Annotated in this window: 24 protein-coding genes; 21 read left to right on the top strand and 3 right to left on the bottom strand. The window is 39.8% G+C overall.

Going from position 1 to position 21,912, the window contains the following annotated elements; translation table 11 throughout:
• The first annotated feature begins 10 nt into the window (after positions 1-10).
• The 9 genes from QSJ46_RS03105 (at position 11) to QSJ46_RS03065 (ending at position 7,171) form a co-directional block, all read left to right on the top strand.
• Entirely contained in the window at positions 11-1,123 is a 1,113-nt protein-coding gene (locus QSJ46_RS03105; protein ID WP_285604260.1) for an acyl-CoA dehydrogenase family protein, read from the top strand.
• Positions 1,124-1,139: 16 nt separating this feature from the next.
• A complete protein-coding gene (locus tag QSJ46_RS03100; protein ID WP_047202560.1) occupies positions 1,140-2,282 on the top strand; it encodes an acyl-CoA dehydrogenase in 1,143 nt (380 codons plus the stop codon).
• A 349-nt stretch (positions 2,283-2,631) separates the two neighbouring features.
• A complete protein-coding gene (locus QSJ46_RS03095; RefSeq protein ID WP_075612068.1) occupies positions 2,632-2,820 on the top strand; it encodes a hypothetical protein in 189 nt (62 codons plus the stop codon).
• A gap of 911 nt (positions 2,821-3,731) precedes the next feature.
• Positions 3,732-4,022, top strand: coding sequence for an uberolysin/carnocyclin family circular bacteriocin (locus QSJ46_RS03090; RefSeq protein ID WP_075612067.1), 291 nt, complete (start codon positions 3,732-3,734; stop codon positions 4,020-4,022).
• A gap of 159 nt (positions 4,023-4,181) precedes the next feature.
• Positions 4,182-4,358, top strand: a complete 177-nt coding sequence (locus tag QSJ46_RS03085; RefSeq protein WP_181286091.1) for a hypothetical protein — start codon at positions 4,182-4,184, stop codon at positions 4,356-4,358.
• Positions 4,359-4,990: 632 nt separating this feature from the next.
• Entirely contained in the window at positions 4,991-5,500 is a 510-nt protein-coding gene (locus QSJ46_RS03080; protein ID WP_285604259.1) for a hypothetical protein, read from the top strand.
• A gap of 13 nt (positions 5,501-5,513) precedes the next feature.
• On the top strand, positions 5,514-6,044 hold the full coding sequence (locus QSJ46_RS03075) for a stage II sporulation protein M (RefSeq protein ID WP_064498798.1): 531 nt from the start codon (positions 5,514-5,516) through the stop codon (positions 6,042-6,044).
• A gap of 30 nt (positions 6,045-6,074) precedes the next feature.
• The gene (locus QSJ46_RS03070) at positions 6,075-6,689 is read left to right on the top strand and encodes an ATP-binding cassette domain-containing protein (protein WP_107163162.1); all 615 of its coding nucleotides are present in this window, start codon (positions 6,075-6,077) and stop codon (positions 6,687-6,689) included.
• Entirely contained in the window at positions 6,668-7,171 is a 504-nt protein-coding gene (locus QSJ46_RS03065) for a hypothetical protein (protein WP_075612065.1), read from the top strand. Before QSJ46_RS03070 ends, QSJ46_RS03065 begins: the two co-directional genes overlap by 22 nt.
• A 133-nt stretch (positions 7,172-7,304) precedes the next feature.
• Here the strand turns inward: QSJ46_RS03065 and QSJ46_RS03060 are convergent, their stop codons facing one another.
• Positions 7,305-7,475 carry a hypothetical protein gene (locus tag QSJ46_RS03060; RefSeq protein ID WP_181286092.1) on the bottom strand — a complete coding sequence of 57 codons (171 nt, stop codon included), beginning with the start codon at positions 7,473-7,475 and terminating at the stop codon, positions 7,305-7,307.
• A 118-nt stretch (positions 7,476-7,593) separates the two neighbouring features.
• Here QSJ46_RS03060 and rpoE point away from each other — a divergent pair, with 118 nt between their 5' ends.
• Complete coding sequence (rpoE, locus tag QSJ46_RS03055; protein WP_107162939.1) at positions 7,594-8,133, top strand: DNA-directed RNA polymerase subunit delta; 540 nt, start codon at positions 7,594-7,596, stop codon at positions 8,131-8,133.
• Positions 8,134-8,372: 239 nt separating this feature from the next.
• Positions 8,373-9,980, top strand: coding sequence for a glutamine hydrolyzing CTP synthase (gene pyrG / locus QSJ46_RS03050; RefSeq protein WP_039182151.1), 1,608 nt, complete (start codon positions 8,373-8,375; stop codon positions 9,978-9,980).
• A gap of 40 nt (positions 9,981-10,020) precedes the next feature.
• Here the strand turns inward: pyrG and QSJ46_RS03045 are convergent, their stop codons facing one another.
• Positions 10,021-10,551, bottom strand: coding sequence for a DUF2529 domain-containing protein (locus QSJ46_RS03045; protein ID WP_285604258.1), 531 nt, complete (start codon positions 10,549-10,551; stop codon positions 10,021-10,023).
• Between the two features lie 180 nt (positions 10,552-10,731).
• Here QSJ46_RS03045 and QSJ46_RS03040 point away from each other — a divergent pair, with 180 nt between their 5' ends.
• From QSJ46_RS03040 to QSJ46_RS02995, 10 genes are all read left to right on the top strand, one after another.
• On the top strand, positions 10,732-11,106 hold the full coding sequence (locus QSJ46_RS03040) for a response regulator (RefSeq protein WP_003214681.1): 375 nt from the start codon (positions 10,732-10,734) through the stop codon (positions 11,104-11,106).
• Between the two features lie 178 nt (positions 11,107-11,284).
• A complete protein-coding gene (locus QSJ46_RS03035) occupies positions 11,285-12,142 on the top strand; it encodes a class II fructose-bisphosphate aldolase (RefSeq protein WP_024423748.1) in 858 nt (285 codons plus the stop codon).
• 111 nt (positions 12,143-12,253) lie between these two features.
• The gene (gene fsa / locus QSJ46_RS03030) at positions 12,254-12,892 is read left to right on the top strand and encodes a fructose-6-phosphate aldolase (protein WP_024426351.1); all 639 of its coding nucleotides are present in this window, start codon (positions 12,254-12,256) and stop codon (positions 12,890-12,892) included.
• A gap of 247 nt (positions 12,893-13,139) precedes the next feature.
• A complete protein-coding gene (locus QSJ46_RS03025; protein ID WP_024423746.1) occupies positions 13,140-14,429 on the top strand; it encodes a UDP-N-acetylglucosamine 1-carboxyvinyltransferase in 1,290 nt (429 codons plus the stop codon).
• A gap of 32 nt (positions 14,430-14,461) precedes the next feature.
• Positions 14,462-15,427 (top strand): class II fructose-bisphosphatase, encoded by a 966-nt coding sequence (glpX, locus tag QSJ46_RS03020; protein WP_039182142.1) that lies wholly within the window; start codon positions 14,462-14,464, stop codon positions 15,425-15,427.
• Positions 15,428-15,793: 366 nt separating this feature from the next.
• Complete coding sequence (rho, locus tag QSJ46_RS03015; protein WP_008354975.1) at positions 15,794-17,077, top strand: transcription termination factor Rho; 1,284 nt, start codon at positions 15,794-15,796, stop codon at positions 17,075-17,077.
• 130 nt (positions 17,078-17,207) lie between these two features.
• Complete coding sequence (gene rpmE / locus QSJ46_RS03010) at positions 17,208-17,408, top strand: 50S ribosomal protein L31 (RefSeq protein ID WP_003215407.1); 201 nt, start codon at positions 17,208-17,210, stop codon at positions 17,406-17,408.
• Positions 17,409-17,495: 87 nt separating this feature from the next.
• Positions 17,496-18,098, top strand: a complete 603-nt coding sequence (locus tag QSJ46_RS03005; protein ID WP_024426350.1) for a thymidine kinase — start codon at positions 17,496-17,498, stop codon at positions 18,096-18,098.
• Positions 18,099-18,377: 279 nt separating this feature from the next.
• The gene (malS, locus tag QSJ46_RS03000) at positions 18,378-20,078 is read left to right on the top strand and encodes an oxaloacetate-decarboxylating malate dehydrogenase (RefSeq protein ID WP_039182140.1); all 1,701 of its coding nucleotides are present in this window, start codon (positions 18,378-18,380) and stop codon (positions 20,076-20,078) included.
• Between the two features lie 90 nt (positions 20,079-20,168).
• Positions 20,169-21,125 carry an AEC family transporter gene (locus QSJ46_RS02995; protein ID WP_039182138.1) on the top strand — a complete coding sequence of 319 codons (957 nt, stop codon included), beginning with the start codon at positions 20,169-20,171 and terminating at the stop codon, positions 21,123-21,125.
• Positions 21,126-21,160: 35 nt separating this feature from the next.
• Here the strand turns inward: QSJ46_RS02995 and racA are convergent, their stop codons facing one another.
• Entirely contained in the window at positions 21,161-21,709 is a 549-nt protein-coding gene (gene racA / locus QSJ46_RS02990) for a chromosome-anchoring protein RacA (protein ID WP_285604257.1), read from the bottom strand.
• Positions 21,710-21,912: the final 203 nt, after the last annotated feature.

Below are 21,912 nucleotides of genomic sequence, written 5' to 3'. Positions count from 1 at the left end.
GGGAGTCAAGATGGATGTTATGCTTACGGATAAACAGCGTCTCTGGAGAGAACAGACAGCAGAATTTGCACGCCAGCGTGTATTCCCTGAAGTTGAAGCTATGGAACAAGGCCAGTTTCCAAAAACCCTTTTAAGTGAAATGGGACGGCAAGGCTATCTAGGGATTCCAATACCAGCTTCGTATCAAGGCTTAGGAGCAGATTTTACAACGTATATCATCGCAATCCATGAATTATCGAAAGTGAGTGCGACCATCGGTGTCATTGTGTCCGTTCATACATCTGTTGTGACGATGCCTATTTTGACTTTTGGAACGAAGGAACAAAAAGAATCCTATGTCCCTCTGCTTGCATCAGGAGAGAAGCTGGGCGCCTTTTGTCTGACTGAACCAAAGGCCGGATCAGATGCCTCCAGTATTCAGTTAAGAGCAGAGTGGATGGGCGGTGATTATGTATTAAATGGAACGAAAATCTTTATCACAAGCGGCGGAGAAGCAGAGCTATATCTTGTCTTTGCGGTGACCGATCCGGCTTCTGCGAGAAAAAATATATCGGCGTTCATTGTCGAGAAAGATACGCCGGGATTTACGATTGGAAAAGATGAGAAAAAGATGGGACTGCACGGTTCAAAAACAGTCACGCTTCATTTTGAAGGCGTGCGGATTCCAAAAGATCAGCTGCTTGGTGCAGAAGGAGAAGGCTTTCAAATTGCCATGTCTAGCTTAAATGCAGGGAGAATCGGAATTGCGGCTCAAAGCCTTGGTATTGCAGAAGCCGCTTTAACCGAGGCAGTCAGCTATTTAAAGCGACATCCAGCAGGTCTTGAAACGACCATTCGACTGGGCGATTTGGCGGCGAAGCTTGAGGCGGCCAAACTGCTCGTCTATCAAGCGGCTTCTTTCAAAGAGGCCAATCGTCCCGTCACAAAGGAAGCATCAATGGCAAAGCTATTTGCGTCAAAAACGGCGGTGGAGATCAGTACAGAAGCGATCCATTTGCTAGGCATGGATGGTTATACGAATCGCTATCAAGCAGAACGTTACTTTCGTGATGCGAAAATTTGTGAAATCTATGAAGGAACAAGTGAAATTCAAAGGCTGGTCATCTGTAAACAGCTAATATGAAACGAGGTGGCTCACGATGCAGTTCCAATTAAGTGACGAACATGAAATGATTCAAAAAATGGTGAGAGACTTTGCGAAAAATGAAGTGGAGCCAACAGCAGCAAAGCGAGACGAAACAGAGACATATGATCCATCTATTTTTCGTAAAATGGCGGAACTCGGTTTAACGGGTATCCCTTGGCCGGAAGACGTGGGCGGAATCGGCAGTGATTATTTAGCCTACGTCATAGCAGTTGAGGAGCTTTCAAGAGTATGCGCCTCTACAGGCGTCACCCTGTCCGCTCATACATCTCTCGCTTCATGGCCAATCTATACATTCGGAACAGATGAACAAAAAGAGACCTATTTAAAGCCGCTTGCAGAAGGGCAGAAGATAGGAGCATATGCGCTCACAGAGAGCGGTTCAGGCTCAGATGCTGGCGGAATGAAGACAACGGCCGTCAAGGCAGGCAATGAATATGTCCTGAACGGGGCGAAAATCTTTATTACAAATGGAGGCATTGCAGATTATTATATTGTGTTTGCCGTAACAGACCAAGGAGCTTCATCCCGAAATACAACTGCTTTTATTGTAGAAAAAGAGACACCTGGTTTTTCCGTTGGCAAAAAGGAAAGCAAACTGGGCATACGCTCATCGCCAACAACTGAAATTCGATTTGAAGATTGCCGGATTCATGAAAGGAACCGGCTCGGTCAAGAAGGAGAAGGATTCAAAATAGCCATGATGACGCTCGATGGCGGTAGAAACGGCATTGCTGCACAGGCAGTTGGGATTGCTCAAGGCGCTCTTGATGCGGCGGTTGATTATGCCAAGGAGCGTAAACAATTTGGTAAACCAATCATTCAGCAACAAGGAATTGCCTTTAAGCTGGCTGATATGGCCACCGCGATTGAAGCATCAAGGCTGCTTACTTACCAGGCGGCATGGCTCGAAACGAAAGGCCTCCCGTATGGAAAGGAATCAGCCATGTCCAAGCTCTTTGCCGGTGATACAGCGATGAAGGTGACGACAGAAGCGGTGCAAATCTTCGGCGGGTACGGCTACACAAAGGATTACCCAGTCGAACGATACATGCGTGATGCGAAAATCACTCAAATTTATGAAGGAACTCAGGAAATCCAGCGTCTGGTCATCTCAAGGAAACTGCTAGATATGTAGAAATAAAGTAAAAGCCACCTCTCGTTAGGTGGCTTTTGCTTTGTATGGTTCAATCAGCTTTAAATCAGTAGCAAAATCTAAAGGTTTTTTTGTGAAGGAAAAAGGATTGTGTCAGCAGTATAAAAAGCTTTAACTTAAGAGTGACTTGTCATCGATGATTTAGAGAGTATTTAATCAATAAAAACTGGCAACAAACTTACTAAAGTATTAGGGATTAATAAAGAAATAGGTAAATGTGTATAAAGGATAATAGTTAATTTTCCCTGAATTTGAGGTGATGCCCAGTATAGGTCCAACTTACCTTTGGGGTTATGTTAAAATTGAAGAAATATAAATATGGGAGGTTATTATGAACGCTGCTACCACCTTAGGAATCGTAACCATGGTTATATGGATTCTTGTTTCCGTAGAACTTTCGAAGACTTCAAAAAAAGACAATGATCAAAAAGAAAACAGTAATAGAAAATTAATTGTATTAATGTTCGCAGGAATTGTATTGACCATAGCTGTTGTAATCTCATTATTTCAGAAACTTTAAATTAAGATAGAATATAGAGGTGTATGGCTATAAAGTTTTCAACAATTAATTTTTAAGCATATTATAAGTGAAACTGAAGCAATCATTTTGCGGAAATATCGGGATTAAGCTTCATTCTAAAAGAGAACGGATTCTTCTAAAATGAGGAATATCATCCAAACTACATAAATTTCTTGATATAAAGAAATAACAGAGATAGCCAGTGAGATGTTTAATACAAAACAACAATAAATAATACTAATAACATCTCTAATTAAGTACATTATTATCAATCGAAATCGAGACAACTCAATATGAGTGTTTCGATTTTTTTGAAAGTGAGAAATTGGATTACTTACCTAGTTGGTTCCACCCGGTTAAGTCTTTTTTTCAACGGCTTACAGGGATATTGGGTTTTGATATATTGAAAATTTCAAAATATGTCAACCGTTATGTATAAATTTATTATGATTTGTACGATCAGGTCTCTTGAATTCAAAATAAGTTCACAGAGAATCGAAAGAGAGTTACTCATTGAATTTAGTTCTGCCTTTAGTAAAGATAAACATGTTTATTCGTAATATTCCGTTCATAACTTTAAGGATAAAGGTAGCTTATCATACATATAAATATAAATGCCATAATCTCTTAAGTGATGATAAATCTACCTACCTCTAAGACAAGTCAATAAAGATTTGAAACGAATTGATTTTTTGATTACTAGATATTTTGACTAGTTTTTAGAGAATCAGAGCATTTTATGTCAGTACATAAGCGCCCTGTAAAACTGGGAAATGAACATAATCCCCTATAATAACTGGTTATAATTACATCTATTTCAATTATTATTAAAAAATTTACAAAAAATGTTGAAATGTAATTTAATTCTTGCTAGACTAAAAGAGTGGTAAATAATAGAAGGAGGTCGTGTTATGACAAAAGCAACAGATTCTAAGTTTTATGCTTTATTATCGCTGCTACTTCTTGCGGTAACATTAGGAGCTTTAGTAATTGGAAATGGCTCATTAATTGCAGCAAATCTGGGTGTTAGTTCTGGAACCGCGTTTGCAATGGTTAATTTCTTAGACGCTTGGTCTTCAGTAGCAACTGTTATTACTGTCGTTGGCATGTTCACTGGTGTAGGAACAATTAGTGCAGGTGTAGCTGCTACTATTTTGGCTATCCTCAAGAAAAAAGGAAAAGCAAAAGCTGCTGCTTTTTAATCTCAAAAAAAAAAATCATCTCAATCTTTATTGAGATGATTTTTTTTCCAAAAGTGTTTTGATAGCAGGTGAAACGACGTTCACTAGACAATGATAAAAACTAATTTAGCGTTTTATGCCATGCGGCTTGTAATAAAACATTAATTAGGAGGAAATTTTATGATGAAGGCAAAAAAACTTGGCTCATTCTCACTATTGTTAGTGGAAGTTACAATGGCATCTTTAGTCGCTAGAAAAGGTTCTTTGATATCAGCAAATCTAGGTCTTAGTACTGTGGCTGTCTCTAGTTTGGCTGTGCTTAAAAAACAAGGAAAAGCCAAGGCTGCTGCTTTTTAACATGACTTATGTATAAAATAAATAAGCTATTTAAAATATATGATCAAAGTATAATGGGGTATCTCAATTATATTGGAATGATTCTTTTTTCTATCATTGTTGTGATAGCGATGATTTTCTATCGCGATGGGGTTCCCGGCACTTATAAAAACAGTTTTATTTTTATTTCAATATACATTGTAGCTACAGCTAATATTAATCGCTGTGTATTACCGTATAAAAGACAGCAGCCAGGCTTGGTCTTTATCTCTAAACAATTGTTGTTGAAACATTTATTCTTTACGATTAAAAAAGGGTATTCAGTTCAATTACTTTTCGCTTGTTTCATCGCTTTAACTTTTTTGTTAGTAGAAAAACAATATTTCATTATGATACTAGCTCTTATTGTTGTGATGCTGTCCTTTGCATCTCAATTATTGTCTGGTCTATTCAATATCATAAACAGAATACTCCTTTTGTTACAATTTTGGTATATCATAACGTCCATTTTTGAAGCAGTGTTGATACTGCAAATGGTACAGTCTCTTCTTATTTACATTTACATAAGTAATTCTCATAGGATACCTTTGACATCTGGACTTTCCTTCCTAAAAAGTGCGAATAAGCAATATAGGTCTGGGAATATTATGTATTTGTTTTTTTCTTATATCATTAGTAATAAAATATTAATAATTTTAATTGGCGTCTTAGTAGCAGTACTTACTTATTTCGCCCAATCCTTTTTAACAAAAATAGAATATCTGCCTGCGCTCATTTTGGTCTATATAAACTATATCACGATCTTAGAAATCCTAATAGGTTCAAAAAAGGAAGAAATTATGCTTGATAAGGCAAGAATTGAGATGCTGCAATCCTCTTTGATTGTGAGTCCGTACGAGAGGTTTAAATCTAGTACGATTTATTTACTATGTATCGTACTGACTTTTGTCAGTGTGTGTGGAATAGTCGGAGTAGTGATAAACACGTCTGATATCTCAATTATTCTTAAAAATACGTTATCGCTTCCTTTAATCATCTTTATTGGGGTCGTATATTTCAGAAAAACAGAACTATTAATCAACGATTATGAACATAAGTTATTGAAGCTGTCCTTGCCTATTTTATTACTCATATGCATTACTATTTTCACGATTATTTCATGAAAAGAGGAGGAAAATGATACATAAAAGATTGAAATATTTTCTGTGGTACTACTCTATTTACTGTATATTGCTGATAGGTACAGGGATTTATCTTGGGAATATAGTCAACAAAGATTTATTTGAAGCAGCACCACCAACTTCGGGCCAGGAATTTATGTCTGTAGTCCTGACACATAACTTAACGAACTTTGCAATGTATTTACTGGGGTTCTTGTTGTCGCCGTTATTTCAAATAATGGATTTTGGAGGTTCGTCCTTCGTCATTACGATGGGCTTTAGAACGCTAGGAGCACAAGAAGCTTTAGGTAAACTAATTCCTCACGGGCTATTAGAATTCCCAAATATGTTGCTTTATCAAGGAATAAGCCAGTATGTGCTGTTCACACTAATTTATACGAAATCAATTAAAGCTGCTTTAGGTGTTATGAAAAAAATGATTCCTTATTATCTGCTATCGTTAGTCATCCTAATAATAGCTGCTTTTATTGAAGGGTATGATTCTTTATTATTTTCTATCATTATCAATCATAGATGGTTTTATTGAAGACTCTATATGACAGAGAAGGGGATTCAAGTGGGATTAGAATTTGTAGAATGTACTAAGAAGTTCAAAAACAATATCATACTAGATAAAGTGAATTTTTCAATTTCAAAAGGTCTCTTTCATTTAGTGGGGAGAAATGGTGCAGGTAAAAGCACTCTCCTTAAAATGATAGCAGGTTTAGATAAGAGATATTCTGGAGATATTGAGGCAAACAAAGAATCGACTCTTTACTTAAATGTGGATCCTATCGGCATTCACCCATTTACAATTAGAGAAAACCTAGAGATTCTGTGGAATACGTTTAAAATTGTGCCGACTAAAGAACAAATGAGTATTGTGAATGATTTTTTTGATGGTAACCTAGATGGTTCTTATAGCAGAGCATCTACGGGTATGAAAGCGAAGGTAGGGTTATCTTTATTATTCGTAAAAGATTGGAAAACCATCCTAATTGATGAAACCATGTCATCTCTAGATTCAGAGAGTATAGAGATGCTATCTGAGAGGCTAGTGAATCTTTCTATTAAAAAAATTTCAACCATCATATATGTTTCCCATAGCATGGTGAATAAACGTTTAAACGATCATTCAAGCATTGTGAGTATAGGGGATGGGAGGCTATTATGGAACAACGTCCAAGAATAACATCACTGATATCATTGGTCATTTTTATTCTGGCCAATTATTATTTCGTTACTTTTGCTATTGAGTTAAATGGCTACATTTCGAAACTAGATGATTTAAGAGCTTTGTTAGAGGATATGTCCTATGAAACGATGCTGAATCTAATTGTTGTCATTACAACAATTCTAACCACCATCAGTCTCTTAGTACAATATCTCATCTCTAAATTCTTATTAATGATCTTTGTTCCGGAGGTTAAGGGTCATTTGTTTTATGCTCTGATCCCTAAGATTATCATTATGTTTATTAATGTAATATGTATGGGGATCTTGCAAATACATAGCTTATGGCTGTATATCTTCACGGCACTTATAGGAGCAATGTTGATCTTGTTCTTTTTTCAATATAAAAAAGCGAACTGGAAAGCATCGATTCTCTTTGCGGCACCATTTATTATAGATGCTTTAATTTCCCTAGGAAAAGAAATAGTCGCTGTACTGTAATGAATAAAAATTAGAGGATGAACTGAATACAAGCTTCCATTATAGGTGCACGTAAACTTAACCCGTTGACGTGTACCTTTTTATATGTTTTATAAAGAATGGACAATCACTTTGTTCAAACGATAGCTAAATTTTATTCATTCAACAGTGCTGCCTCTAATTTTCCAATTTTTTCGTTTAGAATGAATAGAACAACAAACAAAAGCATGCCGTATACAAGAAACAGTCCAATTTCACGCAGGGGAAGACCGAAAGGTTCTCCCCGTGAGAAAAAATCAAAAATTAACAACAATAAAGGTGGCATAAACTCCCCTAATTTGTTTATAATGAGAGGTATGGTTTGTCGTAAGAATAAGGTATAAATACTTATTATTTCACTGATAAATGGATACATACATGTAATAGAAAGGGAGTGTCTGACCTTGAGTTTGAAAGAATACTCACAGGAACAGCTCAAACAAATGTCTTTAGTTGAACTTGCTTATGAAATTTTCAGAGACAGCAAAACACCCATTACGTTTTCCGAGTTAATAGATGAAATTGTCCGTTTGCAAGGAATACAAAAATCCGATCTTGATGATCGACTTGCTCAATTTTATACAGACTTAAATATAGATGGCCGCTTTATTTCGTTAGGTGATCAGAGATGGGGGCTTCGCAGCTGGTATCCAGTTGATCAAATCGAAGAAGAAGTTCAGCCAGCTGTGAAAACAAAAGCGAAAAAGAAAAAAACAAAAGCAGCTGTCGTTGAAGACGACTTCGATGAAATCGAAGAGGAAGAAGAAATCGACGAGCTTGAAGAAGACCTTGATCTTGTTGAAGACGACGATGATCTCGACCTAGAAGATGATGAAGAAATTGATGAAGATATTGAAGACTTCGACGAAGATGATGATGAAGATGATGACGGCTTAACGGAGATTGATGAAGACGATTTAGACGATGATGAGGAAGAGAAATAACCCTCTCAAACCCGTCCTCAAAACAGGACAAAACCGTCTTGACTTTCGTGAGCGAACTATGTAGTATGTATTTTGGGCTCTCTAAAAAAGAGTACGTAAAGATACGTTCATTTACGCTCCCTTTCATTTATTTGAAAGGGAGCTTTCTTATTTTTCAAGAGATTTAGGGATACACTCTAAAAAGGATGAAGCTGTGCATGTGTAGACATGCAAGGGTAAAAAAGAGAGGAGCATACGAAATGACAAAGTATATTTTTGTAACAGGAGGAGTTGTTTCCTCACTTGGGAAAGGAATCACGGCTGCTTCATTAGGCCGCCTTCTGAAAAATAGAGGGATGGATGTCACCATTCAAAAATTCGATCCATACATCAACGTAGATCCGGGGACAATGAGTCCATACCAGCACGGTGAGGTTTTTGTCACAGATGATGGTGCTGAAACAGACCTTGACTTAGGTCACTACGAGCGTTTCATTGATATTAACTTAAATAAGTACAGCAACGTCACAACTGGTAAAATCTACTCTACTGTTCTGAAGAAAGAGCGCCGCGGTGACTACTTAGGTGGAACAGTACAAGTCATTCCCCACATTACAAATGAAATCAAAGACCGCGTGTACCGTGCCGGAAAAGAAACGGGTGCAGATGTGGTTATTACAGAAATCGGCGGGACAGTAGGAGATATCGAATCCCTTCCATTCCTTGAAGCCATTCGTCAAATGAAGAGTGACATCGGCCGTGAAAACGTGATGTACATTCATTGTACCCTCGTTCCTTACATCCGTGCAGCGGGTGAATTGAAAACAAAACCAACACAGCATAGTGTAAAAGAACTTCGCAGTCTTGGTATTCAGCCAAATGTCATCGTGGTCAGAACGGAAATGCCATTGGCACAAGATATGAAGGACAAAATTGCACTGTTTTGTGATATTGATACAAAAGCTGTTATCGAATGTCAGGATGCAGACACGCTTTACTCCATTCCGCTTGATTTACAAAAACAAGGGCTGGACAAGCTAGTATGTGAACATATGAAACTTGACTGCCAAGATGCGGACATGACAGAGTGGACAGCACTTGTTGATAAAGTACAAAACCTTTCAAAACAAGTCACAATTGGTCTTGTAGGGAAATATGTTGAGCTGCAAGATGCTTATATTTCTGTCGTTGAATCACTTCGTCATGCTGGTTATGCGTTTGATGCAGATGTTCAAATTAAATGGATCAATGCAGAAGAAGTGACAGCAGAGAATATCGCTGATTTCGTACAAGATGTTGACGGCATTATTGTTCCTGGAGGCTTCGGAGACCGCGGAGTAGAAGGGAAAATCATTGCTACACAATTTGCCCGTGAAAACAAAGTGCCATTCTTCGGAATCTGCTTAGGAATGCAAGTGGCATCTATCGAATACGCAAGAAACGTATTAGGCCTTGAAGGAGCTCATTCAGCGGAAATTGATCCTGAAACAGCATTCCCAATCATTGACCTTCTTCCAGAACAGAAGGATGTAGATGATCTAGGCGGAACACTTCGTCTCGGTCTATATCCTTGTAAATTAAATGAAGACTCAAAAGCATTTGCTGCATACAATGACGAAGTGGTCTACGAACGCCACCGTCATCGTTACGAATTTAATAACGAATACAGACAGCAAATGGAAGCAGCAGGCTTCGTCTTCTCTGGTACAAGCCCAGACGGACGACTTGTTGAAATCATCGAGCTCAAGGATCACCCTTGGTTCCTTGCTTCTCAGTTCCACCCAGAATTCGTTTCAAGACCGACAAGACCACAGCCATTATTTAGAGATTTCGTTGGTGCTTCACTACAAGCATCTGAATCAAAATAAAACAAAAAACTGCCGAGAATATCACTTCTCGGCAGTTTTTTTATTCATATTCCTCCACGATCTCCTTCACAGTAAACGATAGGGCGTGGTAGACGTATAAGCAGGTCATTAAAGCAGGAAAACCAAACCTTGTCCCATCTTCAGCGGGCACAAGCGGTTTCTTGAGCTGAAAATCAATGTGGACATCACAATGCTCTTCAATCGTGGACGGCTCCTTTTGTGCCGGCCCTACACCAACAACGGGCGTACCTTGTTCGTGCAGTTCTTTAACAAGAGATTGAATTTCCTGATCTCCTGGGTCTGAATAAAATAGCAGCACCCTGTCACTAGGTTGAAGTAAGCTGCGCTCCTTTTGATCGAGCGGCAGCACTTTCGCACCGGGAAACGGCTCCTTGCTTTCAGATGCCTCTAGGGCGACAGCAGCCAGTTCATTCTTTCCGTGAAAATAAACGGCATGTCCACTGACAACAGCCTGTGCAAGAAGGCGTGCACCGTCCTCAATCGCTTCAGCCTGCTTTTCTCCAATACGTGAAAAAATACCTGATAACTGGGTCGTAAAAATTTTTAACAAGACTCATTTCCTCCTTCGGTCAGATCATTTTATAATAGAATATAAAGAGAATATTAGGAAAAATGCTCAGAAAATGTCGTAAAGTAAACTATTATAATTAAAGGAAATGTGAAAATCAAACAGAATTATTTAACAACAGCTCTTTTTATGGCGAAAAATGAAAGCAATGGGGTGTAACAGATGAATGAGAAAATTTTAATTGTCGATGATCAGTACGGTATTAGAATATTATTGAATGAAGTGTTTCATAAAGAAGGCTATCAAACCTTCCAAGCTGCCAATGGACTACAGGCATTAGATATTGTGAAAAACCATAGACCGAACCTTGTCCTGCTTGATATGAAAATCCCCGGAATGGATGGTATCGAAATTTTAAAACGGATGAAATTAATTGATGAAGATATCCGTGTCATTATTATGACAGCCTATGGTGAATTAGATATGATCCAAGAATCCAAAGAACTCGGTGCATTGACGCATTTCGCTAAGCCTTTTGATATTGATGAAATCCGAGATGCTGTCAAAGAATACTTGCCGCTTGAAACAAATGGCTAGATGGAAATGATTGAATCGAGCCATTCTGTTGCCGATTTGTCGAATAATTGGTATCCTAGAAAGGAAGAAGAAAGCGATCTGACTTTGAAAGTTTACATATGGCGAGAAATTCTGGTCATGCTAGGGTGGAGAGCTTTTTTTAGCAAGCAAATTAGCTACATAGGGAGGATTTTTCATCATGCCTTTAGTTTCAATGACAGAAATGTTGAAAGACGCAAAGGAAAAAGGTTACGCTGTTGGACAGTTTAACTTAAATAACTTAGAATTCACGCAAGCGATTTTACAAGCTGCTGAAGAAGAGAAATCTCCTGTTATCTTAGGAGTATCTGAAGGAGCAGGACGCTACATGGGCGGCTTCAAAACAGTTGTCGCAATGGTTAAAGCGTTAATCGAAGAATATAATGTAACAGTTCCTGTTGCGATTCATTTAGATCACGGTTCAAGCTTTGAATCTTGTGCAAAAGCGATTCATGCAGGATTTACTTCTGTCATGATCGATGCTTCTCACCACCCATTTGATGAGAATGTGGAAACAACTGCGAAAGTTGTTGAACTTGCACATTTCCATGGTGTGTCTGTCGAAGCTGAACTTGGAACTGTTGGTGGGCAAGAAGATGACGTCATCGCTGAGGGCGTTATTTATGCTGATCCAAAAGAGTGCCAAGAGCTTGTAGAACGCACTGGTATTGACTGCCTTGCACCTGCATTAGGTTCAGTACATGGTCCATACAAAGGTGAACCAAACCTTGGTTTCGCTGAGATGGAAGAAATCGGTAAAACAACTGGTCTTCCACTTGTTCTTCACGGCGGAACAGGTATCCCAACTGCTGACATCAAGCGTGCAATTTCACTTGGTACAGCAAAAATCAATGTAAACACTGAAAACCAAATTGCTTCTGCGAAAGCAGTACGCGAAACACTTGCTGCAAAAACAGAAGAGTATGATCCACGTAAATATCTTGGACCAGCTCGTGACGCAATTAAAGCGACTGTTATCGGCAAAATGCGCGAATTTGGTTCTTCTAACCAAGCATAATTTGATGAGAACCGAAAGCCGCCTGAGTCACAGGCGGTTTTCTCCATATCTCGAGAAAGCGCAATCAAATTTACATTTCAGACAATTTATTGATAGGAGAGTGGCACAGTTATGTTATTTTTCGTAGATACAGCGAATATTGAAGACATCAAAGAGGCGCACGAGCTTGGCATTTTAGCAGGCGTCACAACAAACCCTAGTTTAGTAGCGAAAGAAAAGGACGTATCATTCCACGACCGCCTTCGTGAAATCACTGACGTGGTATCAGGCTCTGTCAGTGCAGAAGTGATTTCCCTAAAAGCAGAGGAAATGATTGAAGAAGGAAAAGAGCTTGCTGCTATCGCACCAAATATCACGGTCAAAATTCCAATGACTACAGATGGCCTTAAAGCTGTTAAAGCATTAACGGACCTTGGAATTAAAACAAACGTTACATTGATTTTTAGTGCAAACCAGGCACTTCTTGCAGCTAGAGCTGGTGCGACGTATGTTTCTCCATTCCTTGGCCGCTTAGATGACATTGGCCAAAATGGTCTTGATCTCATCAGTGAAGTGAAAACTATTTTTGATGTTCATGGATTAGATACACAAATCATTGCTGCATCCATTCGTCATCCGCAGCATGTGACAGAAGCTGCGCTTAGAGGTGCTCATATCGGCACAATGCCGCTGAAAGTCATCAAGCAGCTGACGAAACACCCATTAACGGATGCAGGCATTGAGCAATTTTTAGCAGACTGGAATAAATAAATGATTGTGGCAGGCGGGATCGTCTCTCGTTTGCCGCAGTTTTCCTTTTAAACGCTAAGAAATGTTTTGTGCAAAGAAGAGAACATCACAGCCTCGCAAAGCTTCGATTATTTTTCTTCCGACAAATTTCGTTTAACCTGTATTCTTTCTCTTGATATTGGCTAAATTTTGGACAAGACCTTTTAAAGCGCGACATCCACAAACAGTATAACTCCAACAGTGATCTTCTTTAAGAAGGGAGACAAATATGGAAAAGTTAAACATTGCCGGCGGTGATCCCTTGCGTGGGACCGTACATATTAGTGGTGCGAAAAATAGTGCTGTGGCACTGATTCCTGCCACGATTCTCGCTGATTCTCCAGTAACCATTGAAGGCCTTCCGCATATATCAGATATCGACACATTGCGAGATCTGTTAGAAGAAATTGGCGGAAAGGTCACTTTTGAAAAAGGTGAAATGGTTGTTAATCCTGTTTCCATGATCAGTATGCCGCTTCCTAATGGAAAAGTGAAGAAGCTGCGTGCATCCTATTATTTAATGGGAGCCATGCTGGGAAGATTCAAGCAGGCTGTCATCGGACTGCCAGGAGGATGTCACTTAGGACCTAGACCGATTGATCAGCATATCAAAGGCTTTGAAGCACTCGGAGCTGAGGTGACAAACGAGCAGGGTGCGATTTATTTGCGCGCTGAAAAATTAGTCGGAGCCCGGATTTATCTTGATGTTGTCAGTGTAGGTGCGACGATCAACATCATGCTGGCAGCCGTACTGGCTGAAGGAAAAACCGTGATTGAAAATGCTGCAAAGGAACCCGAAATTATTGATGTAGCGACACTGCTTGCAAGCATGGGTGCCAAAATCAAAGGTGCGGGGACCGATGTCATTCGAATCGAAGGTGTCGAATCTCTTCATGGCTGTAAGCATTCAATCATCCCTGACCGCATCGAAGCAGGAACATTTTTAATTGCTGGTGCAGCGATGGGAGATGAAGTTGTACTTGATAATGTGATCCCAACTCATTTAGAATCAATTACGGCGAAACTTAGAGAAATGGGGTTCACCATTGAAACGAGCAACGATCAGATGCTGATCGTTGGCAGAAACGAAGGACTCAAGCCTGTCGATATCAAAACCCTTGTGTATCCGGGCTTTCCGACTGACCTTCAACAGCCGATGACGGCGCTGTTAACAAAAGCGAAAGGCACGAGTGTGGTCACAGATACGATCTACTCAGCTCGCTTTAAGCACATTGACGAATTGCGCCGAATGGGTGCAAACATGAAGGTCGAAGGAAGATCCGCTATTATTACCGGACAAACGCAGCTTCAAGGAGCAAAGGTCAAAGCAAGTGATCTGCGTGCAGGAGCTTGTCTTGTTGTCGCAGGGCTAATGGCGGACGGTGTGACCGAAATCACAGGGCTTGAACATATAGACAGAGGATATAGTTTGCTTGAGAAGAAGCTTGAAGGCTTGGGTGCAACCATCTGGCGTGAAAAGCTGAATGACCAAGAAATAGAAGAACTTCAAAATTCATAAGGCTTTGACTGTGAGAGGAGATTTGGACAAAAATGGAAAGAAGTTTATCGATGGAACTAGTACGGGTGACAGAAGCAGCTGCATTAAAATCTGCCCGTTGGATGGGAAGAGGATTAAAAGACGAAGCGGATGATGCTGCAACAAGTGCAATGCGTGATGTATTTGACACCATCCCAATGAAGGGAACAGTGGTGATTGGCGAAGGAGAAATGGACGAAGCACCAATGCTTTATATTGGGGAAAAGCTTGGGAACGGATATGGACCTCGCGTGGATGTCGCTGTTGATCCATTAGAAGGAACAAACATTGTGGCAAGCGGCGGCTGGAATGCCTTAGCTGTCATTGCAGTTGCAGATCATGGCAATCTGCTGAATGCACCTGATATGTACATGGATAAGATCGCAGTAGGTCCAGAAGCGGTAGGCTGCATCGACATTGAAGCGCCTGTCATTGATAATCTTCGCGCTGTTGCAAAAGCGAAAAACAAAGATATTGAAGACGTGGTTGCAACGATTTTAAACAGAGATCGACATGAAAAAATTATTGCTGAACTGAGAGAAGCAGGAGCAAGAATTAAACTGATCGATGATGGTGACGTTGCAGGAGCCATTAATACAGCATTTGATCACACAGGTGTTGATATTCTATTTGGTTCAGGCGGAGCGCCTGAAGGTGTCCTTTCTGCTGTTGCATTAAAGGCACTTGGTGGTGAAATCCATGGTAAGCTTCTTCCTCAAAGTGAAGAAGAACTGAGACGCTGTGAGAGAATGGGACTTGATGTTGGTAAAGTCCTCAGAATGGAAGATCTCGTAAAAGGAGATGACGCCATTTTTGCAGCGACAGGTGTAACGGACGGGGAATTACTTAAAGGTGTTCAATTCAAAGGCTCTGTTGGAACAACACATAGTGTTGTCATGCGTGCGAAATCGGGTACAGTTCGTTTCGTAGACGGCAGACACAGCTTAAAGAAAAAACCGAATCTTGTCATTCGTCCGTAATCTGAAAGCGGGTATTCATTACCCGCTTTTCATATAGGTGTCAAATGTATATCATTTTCTTTTTAAAGTTGAATATTCTCTGCAAATGAGGTAAAACTAAAGAGTGCTGCGAAATTTTCTGCGAATTTACTTCTTTTAAGCTTCAACAAGTTTAAATACTGCCGCATCATGACGATATACTCATTATCCTTCTCTATGTTAAAAAAGCTCTATTTCACATTGTTCCTATCTTTCACGATAAAACGAGTGGGAGCGTTACCATCAGAGCGAGGTCATTCCAACAACAACGGAATTAAAAAGCTAATCAAATACAATGGTCATGCATTTGTAAAGAAATACATTGACTAGAAAAGTGTGGTGTCCATATTGAAAGATGTTTCGATTTCATCTTTGGAAAATATGAAATTAAAAGAGCTGTATGAGTTAGCAAAACGATACAAAATCTCTTATTACAGCAAACTAACAAAAAAAGAATTAATTTTTGCCATCTTAAAGGCGAATGCTGAGCAAGAGGATCTCTTATTTATGGAAGGGGTTCTTGAAATTATTCAGTCTGAGGGATTTGGTTTCTTAAGACCGATTAACTATTCCCCAAGCTCAGAAGACATTTATATTTCTGCTTCACAAATCAGACGCTTTGATTTACGAAATGGAGATAAAGTGTCTGGAAAGGTACGACCTCCAAAAGAGAATGAACGCTACTATGGCCTCCTTCATGTAGAAGCGGTAAATGGGGACGACCCAGAATCAGCAAAGGAACGTGTTCACTTTCCTGCACTCACACCGCTATTTCCTGACCGCCAAATGATTCTTGAAACACAGCCTAATCACCTGTCTACTAGAATTATGGACATGATGGCGCCAGTTGGATTTGGTCAGCGTGGTTTAATCGTTGCACCGCCTAAGGCTGGGAAAACCATTTTGCTTAAAGAAATTGCCAACAGCATTTCTGAAAATCACCCAGAGGCAGAGCTGATTGTCCTTTTAATTGACGAGCGTCCAGAGGAAGTAACAGATATCGAACGTTCTGTTGCAGGGGATGTTGTTAGTTCAACCTTTGACGAAGTACCGGAAAACCACATTAAAGTAGCAGAGCTTGTCTTAGAGCGTGCGATGCGTCTTGTTGAACATAAAAAAGATGTCATCATCTTAATGGACAGCATCACAAGGCTTGCTCGTGCATACAACCTTGTGATTCCGCCAAGCGGCCGAACACTTTCAGGTGGTATTGATCCTGCGGCTTTCCATCGTCCAAAACGCTTCTTTGGTGCTGCGCGTAACATTGAAGAAGGCGGAAGTTTGACGATTTTAGCCACTGCACTTGTTGATACAGGATCACGTATGGATGACGTGATTTATGAAGAGTTTAAAGGAACTGGAAACATGGAGCTTCATTTGGACCGTTCTTTGGCCGAAAGAAGAATTTTCCCTGCGATCGACATTCGCCGTTCTGGTACGAGAAAAGAAGAACTGCTTGTGCCAAAAGAGCATCTTGATCGTCTATGGGCGATGAGAAAATCGATGTCAGATACACCTGACTTCGCTGAGAAGTTCATGCGTAAAATGAGAAAAACAAAGACAAACCAAGAGTTTTTCGATATTTTAACGCAAGAATGGAAACAAGCCAATATGTCTGCATCAAGAAGATAGCTTCTTAAAAAATACATTTGCAATCATAGACTTACACTGTTATAATTTTATCATGTGCGTTTCAGAATTTATTTCTGAGATATTAACTCTGTTTCCGAATTGGATTCAGGGCGGAAGGAGATGACAGTAGATGAAAACAGGAATTCATCCTAACTACAAAAAAGCTACAGTCAAATGCGCTTGTGGAAATGAGTTTGAAACTGGATCAGTAAAAGAAGAGGTACGCATCGAGATTTGCTCTGAGTGCCATCCTTTCTATACAGGCCGTCAAAAATTCGCTTCTGCTGATGGACGTGTTGACCGCTTTAACAAAAAATACGGTCTTAAGTAATAATAGATACAATAAACAGGCAGGAATCCGTTCTTGCCTGTTTTTTTACGTGGATTGATGGAACTTTAAAACGGGGGAGAAGACCTTATGTATGTGATGAAACAAAGCGGTTGGCTTGAAGTCATCTGCGGTAGTATGTTTTCTGGAAAGTCGGAAGAATTGATTCGGAGAGCCAAAAGGGCCACCTTTGCCAAACAAGAAGTAAAAATATTCAAACCATCGATTGATAACCGATATAGTACAAGCTCTGTTGTGTCACATAACGGTTCATCATTAGATGGGATTGCAGTAGCCTCACCAAAAGACATAATAACGCACATATCAGAAAGAACCGATGTCATTGGCATTGATGAGGTGCAATTTTTTGATGAGACAATCATTGACATTGTCACTCAATTGGCTGACCAAGGCTACCGAGTCATTGTTGCAGGCCTGGATCAAGACTTCAGAGGAGAGCCATTTGGTGTTGTTCCGCATTTAATGGCATGTGCAGAGCTTGTAACAAAACTTCAAGCAGTTTGTTCGGTATGCGGCTCCCCAGCGAGTAGAACACAACGCTTGATCGACGGTAAACCCGCATCCTATGATGATCCTATTATTTTAGTAGGTGCGCAGGAATCATACGAAGCACGATGCAGACATCACCATGAAGTACCAAGACTTGATGTTGGTACAACACTTGACAAATAAAAAAATAGCAAATGCCGCTGTGTTTCGTTTTTCGAGATTTTGGCTGAACACCCATCATTTGTACTTAAATAAATTAAATAACACTACGATTAAATTATCTAATTTTCAACGCTTGCGTTTTGTTATAAGCAGGCATAAAATGACTAACTGTAGTGTAAAGCATTTAAACGAAAAGTTCGATTTCTTGTCATAATTTTTTTGATTAAGGATTTTTCTCCTTAATCGTTCTTTGGATTAATAGTTCACTTTATTTATATTTTAGAAAGAGGGTAGTTTTTGATGAACAACGTGAAGAAAACAAAAGAAGGGTACCTCGAAACCACTTTGACAGGTAAAGATGTATTATCGATTCCAACGTTGAACAAAGGCGTTGCTTTCTCTGAAGAAGAAAGACAAGAGCTTGGACTAGAAGGCTTACTTCCTCCAACCGTTCTCACTTTAGAACAGCAAGCAGAAAGAGCGTACAAGCAATTTCTAGCTCAGCCGGATCGTCTTCGTCAAAACGTATACTTAAGTGATTTACAAAACCGTAACGAAGTATTGTTCTACAAGCTTTTAACAGAAAAGCTTCGTGAAATGCTTCCTGTTGTCTACACACCAACTGTTGGTGAAGCGATTCAAGAATACAGCCATGAATACAGAAGACCTCATGGTGTCTATCTTTCAATCGACGACATTGACGGCATCGAGAAAGCATTTGAAAACTTGCACGCAACTGCTGGAGATATTGACCTCATCGTTGCAACTGACTCTGAGAGTATTCTTGGAATTGGTGACTGGGGTGTTGGTGGTATCAACATCGCAATCGGTAAATTAGCTGTTTACACGGCTGCAGCAGGTATTGATCCTAGCCGCGTGATTCCAGTTGTATTAGATGTTGGAACAAACAATGAAAAATTATTGAATGATCCATTATACATCGGGAACCATCACAAACGTGTACAAGGTGAAAAATACGAAGAATTCATTGATGCTTATGTAAAAGCAGCACTTAAATTCTTCCCGAAAGCATTGCTACACTGGGAAGACCTTGGAAACAAAAATGCGCGTAACATCATGAAAAAATACAATGATAACATCTTAACGTTCAACGATGATATTCAAGGTACTGGTGCCATTACTTTAGCGGGTGTTCTTGCAGCTGTCAAGAAAACTGGTACTCAATTGAAAGATCACCGTGTTGTCATCTTCGGAGCTGGATCAGCTGGTATCGGAATCGCAGATCAAATGCGTGACACAATGGTTCTTGAAGGTCTAACAGAAGAAGAAGCAAACAATGCATTCTGGACTTTAGACTACAGAGGATTGCTAACAGACCAATTTGAAGATGAAGTGCTTGATTTTCAAAAACCATACCTTCGTTCTTCTGATGAAGTAGAAGGATGGGCACGCGATGAAAAAGGACAAATCTCATTTGCTGAAACGGTTCGCCAAGCAAAGCCAACAATTCTTATTGGTACTTCAGGTCAAGGCGGCGCATTCACTGAAGAAATCATTAAAGAAATGGCAGCTCATACAGAGCGTCCAGTGATCATGCCAATGTCTAACCCAACACCGCTTGCTGAAGCAGTGCCAGAAGATCTATTTAAATGGACTGACGGCCGTGCACTTGTTGCAACAGGAAGCCCGTTCGAAAATGTTGAGTATAACGGAATCGAACATGAAATCGGACAATCAAACAATGCGTTCGTTTTCCCTGGACTTGGTCTTGGTTCAATCGTAACAGAATCAAAAATCATCACAAAAGGCATGTTCGTTGCTTCTGCGAATGCAATTGCTGAAATGGTTGATCATGAGAAACCAGGCGCTGGTCTTCTTCCAAGTATTGATAAATTGCAAGAAGTGTCAATTCATGTGGCTGTTGAAGTAGCGAAAGCAGCAATTGAAGATGGTGTCGCAAGAAAAACGCCTGACAACATCGAACAAGCTGTGAAAGACGCAATGTGGATTCCTGAATATAAAAAAATTGTAAGAGCATAATAAAATGTGTAACGCGGCATTGCTTCGGGTAATCTAAGCAATGCCGCAATAAATAAGAAACATGTAAAGGATTTAAGGAGGAATAGTAAGATGGACTTTTTAAATATTTTGATCCTCCTAGCACCGATTTTTTTCGTTATCGCGCTGGGTTGGTTCGCAGGACACTTCGGCAGCTATGACGCTAAATCTGCAAAAGGTGTAAGTACACTTGTAACAAAGTATGCTTTACCAGCGCACTTTATCGCCAGTATTCTGTCAACACCAAAAGATAAATTCTATAGTCAAATTCCATTTTTCGTTGCATTGATTTTCGGAATCGTTGGTTTTTATATCATTATCCTTTTAGTTACGAAATTTGCTTTTAAATATGATTTAACAGACTCATCTGTTTTCTCATTAAACTCAGCACAACCGACCTTTGCATTTATGGGGATTCCGGTCTTGGGCAGTTTATTTGGGGCTCAAGAAGTTGCAATTCCGATTGCGATTACCGGAATAGTTGTAAATGCAATGCTTGATCCAATTGCAATTATTGTATCAACTGTCGGTGAAAAAACAAAAGGGAAAACCAAAGACGGCGAAAGCTTCCTAAAAATGACGACAAAAGCAATTTTGCACGGTTTATCAGAGCCGCTTGCACTTGCACCGTTAGCCAGTATCATTCTTGTTCTTTTAGGATTTAAACTTCCTGCAATTGGACACGAAATGTTAGAGGAAATTGGCAGCGTTACATCAGGGGTTGCGCTATTCGCAGTCGGTGTTACTGTTGGTATCCGCAAAATTAAATTAAGCTTGCCAGCCTTCAGTATTGCATTGCTAAAAGTAGCTGTACAACCAATACTTATGTATCTTATTGCGGTTCTTATGGGTCTTTCGGCTGATGAAATTACAAAAGCTGTATTACTTGTAGCCTTCCCAGGTTCAGCTGTTGCAGCAATGATCGCAACACGATTTGAAAAACAAGAGGCGGAAACTGCATCCGCATTTGTCATCAGTGCCATCATGTCACTCATCACATTACCGATCATTATTGCACTTACCGTATAATATAGTAAAAAGGCTGCCTCGACAGGCAGCCTTTCTTAGCGAAATGAATGAAACAGAGGGAAGAGTACACGCTTTTTTTTGAGATCAGGAGGTGCAATTTCCTTTTTTTCTTCTGCTTGTGACGGTTGTTTCAAGGTTGCGGCGAGGCGGTCAAATTTTGTGGATAAATCTTCAATTTCTCTGCGGTGCTGAAGCAGCTGATACGATACACCTTCATCTGCTTTTTTAGCCAATTTCCGTTCAAGTTCTTGCAGGCGGTCTTCTACATCAGTGACGTGTAATTGCTGTTGGATGAGCGCTCTCACTTGTTTTTCTAATGATTCAATCCGCTGTGTAGAGACATCAGCTTCGGCAGCAGGTGCTGATTGACGAACGGTTTCTTTATGGAATGGCAGTTGAATGTCTTGGAGGATCACACCTTCACTCATTTGGTGTTTGACCTCTTTGAGCAGCTGTACAATATCTTCATGAAATTCATAATGTCCAAGTTCATTCCGGGCGACAGGGATGTTGAGCTGTTTGACCCAACGCTGAATCGTCTTTGAAGAAACACCAATTTCCTTTGCAACCTCATTTGTATTCAAACCAAATGCCCTCCCTTTTTTCAATTACAAGTACCATTCTCTTTAAGGAGGACCTGTTCCTTCACGTTAGACAAAACAAGTAACCAATCGCCAAAGATCGTGTTTTCTAGCGAAAAATTGCAGAAAATCAATTGTTTTGGAAATTTTTTTGACTGTCATACCCCGCTATACTATAATTAGACTGTTACGCACAAAACAGAGGT

Source organism: Bacillus sp. YKCMOAS1 (assembly GCF_030268125.1).
GTDB classification, from domain to species: Bacteria; Bacillota; Bacilli; order Bacillales; family Bacillaceae; genus Bacillus; species Bacillus safensis.
This window is presented reverse-complemented; position numbering and strand designations above follow the sequence as displayed.